6 protein-coding genes and 1 pseudogene are annotated in these 8,564 nt (G+C 74.2%); 6 read left to right on the forward strand and 1 reads right to left on the reverse strand.

Annotated features, from left to right (window positions below):
• On the forward strand, positions 1–1,163 hold a 1,163-nt coding region (locus CCN42_RS22955; protein WP_143661993.1), incomplete at its 5' end, for an ATP-binding protein.
• 54 nt (positions 1,164–1,217) lie between these two features.
• Here the strand turns inward: CCN42_RS22955 and CCN42_RS22960 are convergent.
• Entirely contained in the window at positions 1,218–3,173 is a 1,956-nt protein-coding gene (locus CCN42_RS22960) for an actin cross-linking domain-containing toxin (protein WP_086738396.1), read from the reverse strand.
• Between the two features lie 248 nt (positions 3,174–3,421).
• On the opposite strand from CCN42_RS22960, the gene CCN42_RS22965 reads away from it, so the two are divergent.
• The 5 genes and pseudogenes from CCN42_RS22965 to CCN42_RS22980 form a co-directional block, all read left to right on the forward strand.
• Positions 3,422–4,981, forward strand: coding sequence for a phage tail sheath family protein (locus tag CCN42_RS22965; protein ID WP_086738399.1), 1,560 nt, complete (start codon positions 3,422–3,424; stop codon positions 4,979–4,981).
• A gap of 34 nt (positions 4,982–5,015) precedes the next feature.
• Complete coding sequence (locus CCN42_RS22970; RefSeq protein WP_086173120.1) at positions 5,016–5,456, forward strand: phage tail protein; 441 nt, start codon at positions 5,016–5,018, stop codon at positions 5,454–5,456.
• On the forward strand, positions 5,453–5,947 hold the full coding sequence (locus tag CCN42_RS22975) for a zinc-ribbon domain-containing protein (RefSeq protein ID WP_086173119.1): 495 nt from the start codon (positions 5,453–5,455) through the stop codon (positions 5,945–5,947). The genes CCN42_RS22970 and CCN42_RS22975 overlap by 4 nt, the downstream gene beginning before the upstream one ends.
• Positions 5,944–6,102, forward strand: coding sequence for a DUF6760 family protein (locus tag CCN42_RS43370; RefSeq protein ID WP_169731508.1), 159 nt, complete (start codon positions 5,944–5,946; stop codon positions 6,100–6,102). Before CCN42_RS22975 ends, CCN42_RS43370 begins: the two co-directional genes overlap by 4 nt.
• A gap of 1,243 nt (positions 6,103–7,345) precedes the next feature.
• Positions 7,346–8,564, forward strand: a pseudogene (locus CCN42_RS22980) (hypothetical protein); the annotation flags it as partial.

Consider the following 8,564-nt stretch of genomic DNA (forward strand, 5'->3'; position numbering starts at 1 on the left):
CGGCACTGCGCGGGATCCCGCTGCTGACGCACGGCACCGTCGGCTGGGACCCGGCCTGGGCGGCCGACACCCCCGTCGTCCTGACCGTGGCCGCGCCCGCTCCCGAACGGCAGGCCGCGCGCTGGCGGCACGCGCTGGAACGGGCCGCCGGTGACGGCGGCGTGCCCGGTGACGCGGCGGCGCTCGCCCGTGCGGTGGCCGCCCACCGCCTGGACTCCGGGCAGGTGCGCCGCGCCGCCGACGTGGCGGTGCGCACGGCCGTCCTCGCGGGCCGCGAGGTCCGCCCCGACGACCTGCGCACCGCCGTGCGCGCCCAGAACGGGGCGGGGCTCGACCGGCTCGCCCGCCGCGTGGAGCCCGGCGTCGGCTGGGACGACCTGGTCCTCCCGCCGCTCACCCACCGGCGGCTGCGCGAACTCGCGCTGCGGGCCAGGCACCGCGAGCAGGTGCTCGGACAGTGGGGGATGCGGCCGGGCGGCGGGCGGGGGCGGGGCGTGATCGCGCTGTTCGCGGGCGAGTCGGGCACCGGCAAGACCATGTCCGCCGAGGTCGTCGCGGCGGACCTGGGTATGGACCTGTACGTGGTGGACCTGTCCACGGTCGTCGACAAGTACGTGGGGGAGACCGAGAAGAACCTGGAGCGGATCTTCACCGAGGCGTCGGCGGTCAACGCGGTGCTGCTCTTCGACGAGGCCGACGCGATCTTCGGCAAGCGCTCGGAGGTGAAGGACGCGCACGACCGGCACGCCAACATCGAGTCGGCGTACCTCCTCCAGCGCATGGAGTCGTTCGACGGGATCGCCGTGCTGACCACCAACCTGCGGGCCAACCTGGACGAGGCGTTCACGCGCCGCCTGGACGTGGTGGCGGACTTCCCGGTGCCGGACGCCGGCCAGCGCCTCGCCCTCTGGGAGCGCTGCCTGGGTGACCGCATGCCGCGCGCCGGCGACGTGGACCTCCCCTTCTGCGCGGACCGCTTCGAACTGGCCGGCGGCTCGATCCGGGCCTGCGCGGTGACCGCCGCCTACCTCGCGGCGGAGTCCGGGGAACCGCTCACCATGCGGCAGGTGGTGACGGCGGTCGCCCAGGAGTACCGCAAGCTCGGACGGCTGGTCCTGGAGAGCGAGTTCGGCCCGTACCTGGCGGAGGCCGTCGACGCGTGAGGGCCGGGCCGCGCGGCCCGCCCCTCGACCACACCTGGCCGCCGTTCACCTGCCTCAGGCCGCTTGGTTCTGCTTGATCCGCTGCCACGTGTCAGGGTGCTGCGACATGATCCACATGGCTTTCTGATTCGCCGCCGCGAGAGAGACGACCCGCGCCGGTTGCTCGTCGTGGTACTTGTCGAAGGTCTCGCAGTACCACGCTGCGAAAGCAGCCTGGTTGGCTGCTTGCTGAAGAAACGCGTTGATTTCCCGGACGGCGGCCGGACGACCGTCGCCGAGTTCCGCCAGTGGGTCGCTCACCGCGACCACGCTCTCCCGCTCCTTCGGGGCGTACTTCTTCAACTCGCCCGGGATCTCCCGGAACTCGAACAGGGCAGCGCTTTCGCCACCGACGGTCGCGTCGTTGATGCCGTGACCCGCCACTTCGTTTCCGTAGAGGATGTAGTTCCTGGCGGCGGCCCAGGCATTCGGGTCTCCGATGGGCGATGTCTCACGGAGGAGTGCCTGTGTCCTGCTCTTGTCCCCCGGCTGCAGTGTGCTGAGCATGAGACTGGGCTTGGTCCGCGGCAGGATCTTCCACTGGTTCTTGACCTGCGGGTCGGTCAGCCCCTGGGCCCGCGGTTCACCCGTTGGATCGTATCCGTCCATGGGCAGGGAGAACCGGACGGTCAGGGATGCCGTGAACGCGATGACGGAGATGAGGTACGCGTACACGTTCGCCACGCTGTCGGGGTCCTGAACAGGTGTCTGCTCATCCTGGAGCTTCCCCAGGGCGTACGCCTTGCGCTCCGGCTGGTACCAGGGAGCGGATTCCAGCAGTTTCAGCTCGTCCGTGGCACCCGTGCCGAATTCCTTCGCCTTGACCCCCATTGTGGCCTGCTGCCCGCCGGTCGGCATGGAGACCGACGGGGGCGCGTCGGCTTGCATGCCGTTCCCGGTCGCGAGGACATGGTCCCGGCTCGTCACCTCCAGCCTGAACTGGCCGTCCGCACTGGTCGTCGACACCAGCGGCTCATGATTGTGCGCAGCGAGGTGGGCCTTGAAGTGGTCGAGGAGGAACTGCACGGCGAGGTTCCTGCTGGCGGTCTGCGCGTCATCGCTCATGACCGAGGGGTAGGTGACCAGCTCCACCGTATGCGCCTGCCACCTGCCCCGCCTGGGCACCGCGCCAGGGGTCGGATTCTGGTACGGGCCTTGGGCCATGTCCTTCGTGACCATCACCAGGGGATCGTCGGTGGCGACCGATTTCACATAGGCGAAGGTCCGGCTCGCCGACTCCGGAAGGGCGCAGACGAACCCGCTGAGCTCGCTCTCCACACCGATGGAAGGGCCCGCGAAACTCTTGCCGAACTCCGGTGCCCCTTGGGCGCGCTGAACCATTCCGCTCGACGCCGCCGACGGCGATGCGGTCCGAGGAGCCGCCTCCTGCGATCCGACCGGTGCGCGCATCACCCGGACAGCGTTGGCCTCGGCCTCGCGCTCGAAGCGGTCCCGGGGGTCGCTGACCCGCAGCCCGTCGCCGTGGTCGGTGCCCGACACCGGCCCCCGGCGCTGCTGGACGACGTGGGTGAGTTCGTGGGCGAGGGTGTGCTTGTCGCCGCCGCCGTCACCGATCACCACATGGCTGCCGGAGGTGTAGGCGCGCGCCCCGATGGCGCGGGCCGAGCGGGCGGCGGCGGCGCCGGTGTGCAGGCGTACGTCGGAGAAGTCCGTGCCGAAACGGGACTCCATGTCCTGGCGCACCGGTGCCGCGAGGGGCTTGCCGGCCGAGCGCAGGACCTCGTGCACCCCGGTGTCCGACTCCTGCGTGGCGGCCGCGTGGCGGGCCCGGCGGGCGATCATGCCGGTCGCCGCGGCGTTGCCCGCCCCGCGCTGTGCCGCGCGCAGCGCATCGGCGGTGAGCGGGGGCGGAACGGCGGCGCCGCCGGGGGACGCCTTCCGCCCGGCCGCGGGGCCGGAAGCCGCCCGCTCGTTCCCGTCCTGCTCGGCGCGCGACCTGGACGTCCGCATCTGCTGCCTCCTCGTCGACGCGCCCTTGGCGCGGCCCCCAGTGGACCGCGCGGGCCCACGGGGCGTCCAGGGCCGTACGGGCAGAACAGGGGCAAGTCCGAGTGGCCGGGCGACGGTCGGCGCGGGCGGGGAAAGGCAATGTCCCTGCCCCCGGTCGGGTCCGCGCGTACCTGTCGCCCCCGCCGGACCACCGCGCAGACTCGGCCTGGACACAGGTGACCGACCAGCAAGGACCCGAAGGAGCGAGCATGCCGACGTACCTCACCCCGGGCGTGTACGTGGAGGAGGTGCAGTCCGGTGCCCGACCGATCGAGGGGGTCGGCACCGCCGTCGCCGCGTTCGTCGGGTTCGCCGGGACCGGCCCGTTCCACACCCCGACGCTCGTCACCAGCTGGGACCAGTACACCCAGCTGTTCGGCGGTTTCACCGAGGGCACGTACCTGGCCCACGCGGTCTACGGCTACTTCGCCAACGGTGGGGGCGCCGCGTACATCGTGCGGATCGGTGGCTCCGCCGAGGACGCCTCCGCCCCGGCGGCCGGCGGTGGCCGGGCGGCGGAGCCGAAGGCGGCGCAGCCGGCGGAGCTGGGCGGCTTCCTGGTCGCGGCCCGCCCGGGCGCCTCCGGTCTGTCGGTGGAGATCGCCGACGCCGACGGCGACAACCCGCCGGAGGACCGCTTCAAGCTCCTGGTCCGCCAGGGCACCCAGGTGGTGGAGACCTACGAGGCGTCCGCCCGCAAGAACGTCAAGGGCTACCTGGTCACCCAGGCCCGCGCCTCCAAGCTGGTCGAGGTCACCGAGCAGCAGGGCGCCGCGCAGAGCAGGCCCGCCAACCAGACCGTGACGCTGGCCGACGCGCCGGCCGCGCCCGCCGCTCCCGGCTCCGGCGAGGTGGCCCGGCTCGACCCGGGCGAGTACGTCGGCGACGCCGGGGCCCGCACCGGGTTCGGCGGCCTGGAGACCATCGACGAGATCACCATGGTCGCGGTGCCGGACCTGATGAGCGCCTACCAGCGCGGCGACATCGACGCCGAGGGCGTGCGCACCGTCCAGCTCGCCGTGATCTCGCACTGCGAGCAGATGGGCGACCGGGTGGCGGTCCTGGACACCCCGCCCGGGCTGACCGCCCAGCAGGTGCGCACCTGGCGCAACGACGAGGCGGGCTACGACTCCCGGTACGCGGCCCTCTACTACCCGTGGGTGCGGGTCTTCGACCCGGCCGCCGGCCGCAACACCACCGTCCCGCCGAGCGGTCACATCGCCGGTGTGTGGGCGCGCAGCGACGCCGAGCGCGGCGTGCACAAGGCGCCCGCCAACGAGGTGATCCGCGGCGCGGTCGACCTGGAACTGCGGCTCAGCAAGGGCGAGCAGGACCTCCTGAACCCGATCGGCGTGAACTGCGTACGGGCCTTCCCCGGCCGGGGCATCCGGGTGTGGGGCGCCCGCACCCTCTCCTCCGACCCGGCCTGGCGCTACCTGAACGTGCGCCGCCTGTTCAACTACCTGGAGGAGTCGATCCTCCTGGGCACCCAGTGGGTGGTCTTCGAGCCGAACGACGACCGGCTCTGGTCGAGCATCCGGCGCAACGTCACGGCGTTCCTCACCGAGGAGTGGCGCCGGGGCGCGCTGTTCGGCCGTACCGCCGAAGAGGCGTTCTACGTGAAGTGCGACCGCGACAACAACCCGCAGGAGTCCATCGACCAGGGCCGGGTCGTCTGTGAGATCGGCGTCTCGCCGGTCAAGCCCGCGGAGTTCGTGGTGTTCCGGCTGGCCCAGTTCTCCGACAGCACCAGCCTCATCGACGAGTGACCCGCGGGTCCGCAAGGAAAGGTGACAGACAGTCATGGCAACGGGCGATGCTCTTTCCACCCATGTCTTCGGCGTGCAGCTCGGTGGCTACCTGGTCGAGTCGATCCAGGAGATCAGCGGGCTGACCGTCGAGGAGGACGTCGTCGAGATCAAGCAGGTCAGCGCCGAGGGCAAGCAGATCATCCGCAAGCAGCCCGGCGGCCGGCAGGCAGGCGAGATCACGATCACCCGGGGACTCGACCAGAGCAGCGAGTTCACCAACTGGATCAAGGAGACCCTGAACAACGGCGCCGTGAACGCCGCGCGCCAGAACCTCACCATCGAGATCAAGGACACCGAGGGCACCACGGTCCGCCGCATCCAGCTGATGCAGGGCTGGGCCTCCAAGTGGGAGGGCCCGTCCCTGAAGGCGGGCGAGTCGTCCGCGGCCACCGAGTCCGTCACGATCGTGTTCGAGGAGATCATCGTCGAATGAGGCGCCGTACGGTGACGGCGGGCAACCTGGACGAGATCCTCCAGGTGACGGCACCCGCCCCGGCGACCGAGCAGGCGGCGGCACCTCCCGCCGCCGCCCCGCCGCCACGAGAGGACCACGGGCTGCGCACCGAGTTCGAGTTCGAGCTGCCGCGCGGATACGTCGACGAGGCGGGCACCGTGCACCGCCACGGCGCGATGCGCCTGGCCACGGCGCGGGACGAACTGCGGCCCCAGATCGACCTGCGGGTCAAGGAGAACCCCGCGTACCTGAGCGTGGTGCTGCTGAGCCAGGTGATCACCCGGATCGGCTCCATCACCGATGTGCACGCCGGGATCGTGGAACGGATGTACGCCACCGACGTCGCCTTCCTCCAGGACTTCTACCGCCGCGTCAACAGCGAGGGCCACACCCGGGCGGCGGTGACGTGCCCGCACTGCGAGGGCGGCTTCGAGGTCGACCTCTCGGGTGGGCGCCTGGGGGAATCGTGACGTACGCCCTTCCCCGGCTCCTGGAGGAGATCGCGTACGTCGCCTATCACTTCCACTGGCCACGCGAGGAGATCCTCGACCTGACCCACGACGAGCGCCGGCAGTGGGTGGCCGAGATCGCCCGCATCAACACCCGCGTGAACGAAGGCGGTTGAGCGCATGGCATGGCGGGACAGACTGCGCCGCCGGGCCGCCGGACCGATCGCCGCGGACCCCGCGCGGCGTACGGAGCGCTCCGGGGCCGACGCGGGCGGTCCGTCCGGTGAGGGCCCGGACCCGAGCGCGTCCGACGGCCCGGTCTCCTCCGTGCCCGGCGACTGGGACGGCGGCTGGCGCCGTACCCCACCGCCGGTGCTCACCGTTTCCCGCGCTCCGCTCGGCGTCAGTGACGGCCTCGCCTTCCGGGCGGGCCTCGCCGCCTGGCAGGACCCGTCGTTCGACTCCGGCCTCGGCCACGCCCTGCTGCCCACGGCCCCGACCGGCCTGGTGCGCGGTGTCACCCGCCCGGCCACCCCGCAGGCCACCCGTACCGGCGGAGGGCCACTGCTGCTCCGGTCGTTGCGGCCGGAGGGGGCGGACGGGCCGCGGGGCGGTGCGCCGGATGCCGGGGCGCCGGACGCCGGGGCCTCGGGCGGCTCGTCCCGCCCGTCGGCCGCTCGGGCACCGCAGGTGGCGCGACGGACACGGCCGGGGGCGCGGCGGTCGGGTACGGCGCCGTCCGGCGCGGCGTCGGCCGGTGCGGGTTCTTCCGGTACCAGCTCTTCCGGTACGGCCTCGTCCGGTACGGCCTCTTCCGGTACGGCGTCATCTGGTCCGGTGCCGTCCGATTCGGTGTCGTCCAGTCCGGCGCCGTCCGGTCCGGTGTCGTCCGGTTCGGTGTCGTCCGGTTCGGGGCCCGTGGTGGCGCGTCCCCGCAGCAGCGGCGCCGCCGGAAAGGGTCGCTCGGGCGACGCTCCGCCAAGCCGTGGCCTCACGTCCGCGGATTCTCCCGCCGTGCTTTCCGCGTCGCCCTCCTCGTCATCAGCCGCCGTCCAACGGGCGGCGAAGCCTGGCGCCGGCCCGGTCGCACCGTCCCCCGACACCGGCCGCCGGCCGGCCGCGCCGGAAATTCCGCTGGTGCGGCGCGTGTCGGTGGTCCCGGGCGCAGCCGCCGACCGAGCCGCCGCCCGGCCCGCCGCCGACCGAACCGCGGCCCGGCCCGCTGCCGGCGGGCCCGCCTCGCAGGCGCGGTCCGGCCCGCCCGAGCCGGACTCCGGGCGCGCATCCCGGTCTCCGGGAGGTACCGGGGGACGTACGCCTTCCGGCCCGGACGGCCGGCGCACCGCGACCGGGACGACCGGGCCACGGCCCGGCCGGGAAGGCGGGCAGCCGGAGGCATCCCGGGCCTCCGGCGCCGACGTGTCCCCGCCGGCCGCCCGGATCCGCCCGGCGGGGCCCTCCCTGACCGTCGCCCGGCGCCCGGCCGGACCGGTGCGCCGCGTCCCCGCCCTGCGGCCCGTCACCCTCCCGGATCCCGGCATCCCCTCCGCCGCGACCGCACCGGCCGCGACGAGGGCGCGCTCGACCGCCCCGGCGCAGGGCGCGGCCACCCGCGCGCCGCTCGGCGCCCCGCTGAGTGAACTGCCCGCCACGGCGGTGCCGTTGGCGAAGGACGCCCCCGTCCCGCACCCCGCGCCCGGCGCCAGGACCGCGTCCGGTCCGGTCCTTCCCGTCGTCCAGCGCCGCGCGGAGGGCACGACCGGCACCGAGGGCTCGCACGACGGCAGGGCGAGCGGAACGGCCGGCGGCGGCACCCCGGACGGCCCCGCCGCACCGGCCGGCATCCCGCACCGGCCCCCCGCCCGCACCGGGGCACGCGCCCGCGGCGGCCTGGGCGCACCGCTGCCCGCGCTGCCGCCGAGCGCCGACCTGCCGGGTGCCACCGCCTCCGGCGCGGACGGCCGACCGGGCCCGGTACGACAGAACAGGGGATCCCACAGCCCTGCGGCACCGCCCACGACGGATCGCGAACGGCCCGCCGAGCCCGCGTCCCGCACGACGGGAGGCAACGGGGCGGACGCACCGCTGCTCGGGGCGGGCGACGTGCAGCGCCGCCTCGCAGCCGACTCCGCCGGCCCGGACACCGCCGACTCCGCCGGCCCGAGCACCTCGAGGTCCGGCCCCCCGCACCACGCGAACGGACCCGCCACGCCCCTGGTGACGCCGTCCCCGGCCACCGGGCCCCGGGGTCCGGCACCGGCGGTCGCGGCAGGTGGTGCAGGCGCCGCGGAGGACGCGCGACGACCCGGCACGGCGTCCGGCGGCGGACGGGGCTCAGACGGGCAGCGGCACCGGGACCCCGCCGCCCCGGGCCCGCTCGTCGTCGCCCGGAGCGTGTCCGAAGGCACGTCAGGCGTCTCCGGCGGTTCGCCCCTCGGCCCGGCCGGCCCGCACCCGCTCACGGTGACCCGCTCGGCGGCGCGCTCCGCTCCGGCGGCACCGCGCACCCTCTCGCTGCTCGCCGCGCGCCCGCTCTCCCTGAACACCAGGCCTCCCGAAGGGGCGGCACGGCCCGCCGCCCGCACCGACAGCCGTCCCGTGGTGGCGGCGCGCTGGCCCGCCACCACGGGACGGCTGT

It is taken from the genome of Streptomyces glaucescens (assembly GCF_002154375.1).
GTDB lineage: Bacteria > Actinomycetota > Actinomycetes > Streptomycetales > Streptomycetaceae > Streptomyces > Streptomyces glaucescens.

Excerpts from the sequence above, each read along its gene's own strand:
- CCN42_RS22960 (WP_086738396.1), bottom strand. The coding sequence starts at position 3,173 with ATGCGGACGTCCAGGTCGCGCGCCGAGCAGGACGGGAACGAGCGGGCG.
- CCN42_RS22965 (WP_086738399.1), top strand. The coding sequence starts at position 3,422 with ATGCCGACGTACCTCACCCCGGGCGTGTACGTGGAGGAGGTGCAGTCC.
- CCN42_RS22970 (WP_086173120.1), top strand. The coding sequence starts at position 5,016 with ATGGCAACGGGCGATGCTCTTTCCACCCATGTCTTCGGCGTGCAGCTC.
- CCN42_RS22975 (WP_086173119.1), top strand. The coding sequence starts at position 5,453 with ATGAGGCGCCGTACGGTGACGGCGGGCAACCTGGACGAGATCCTCCAG.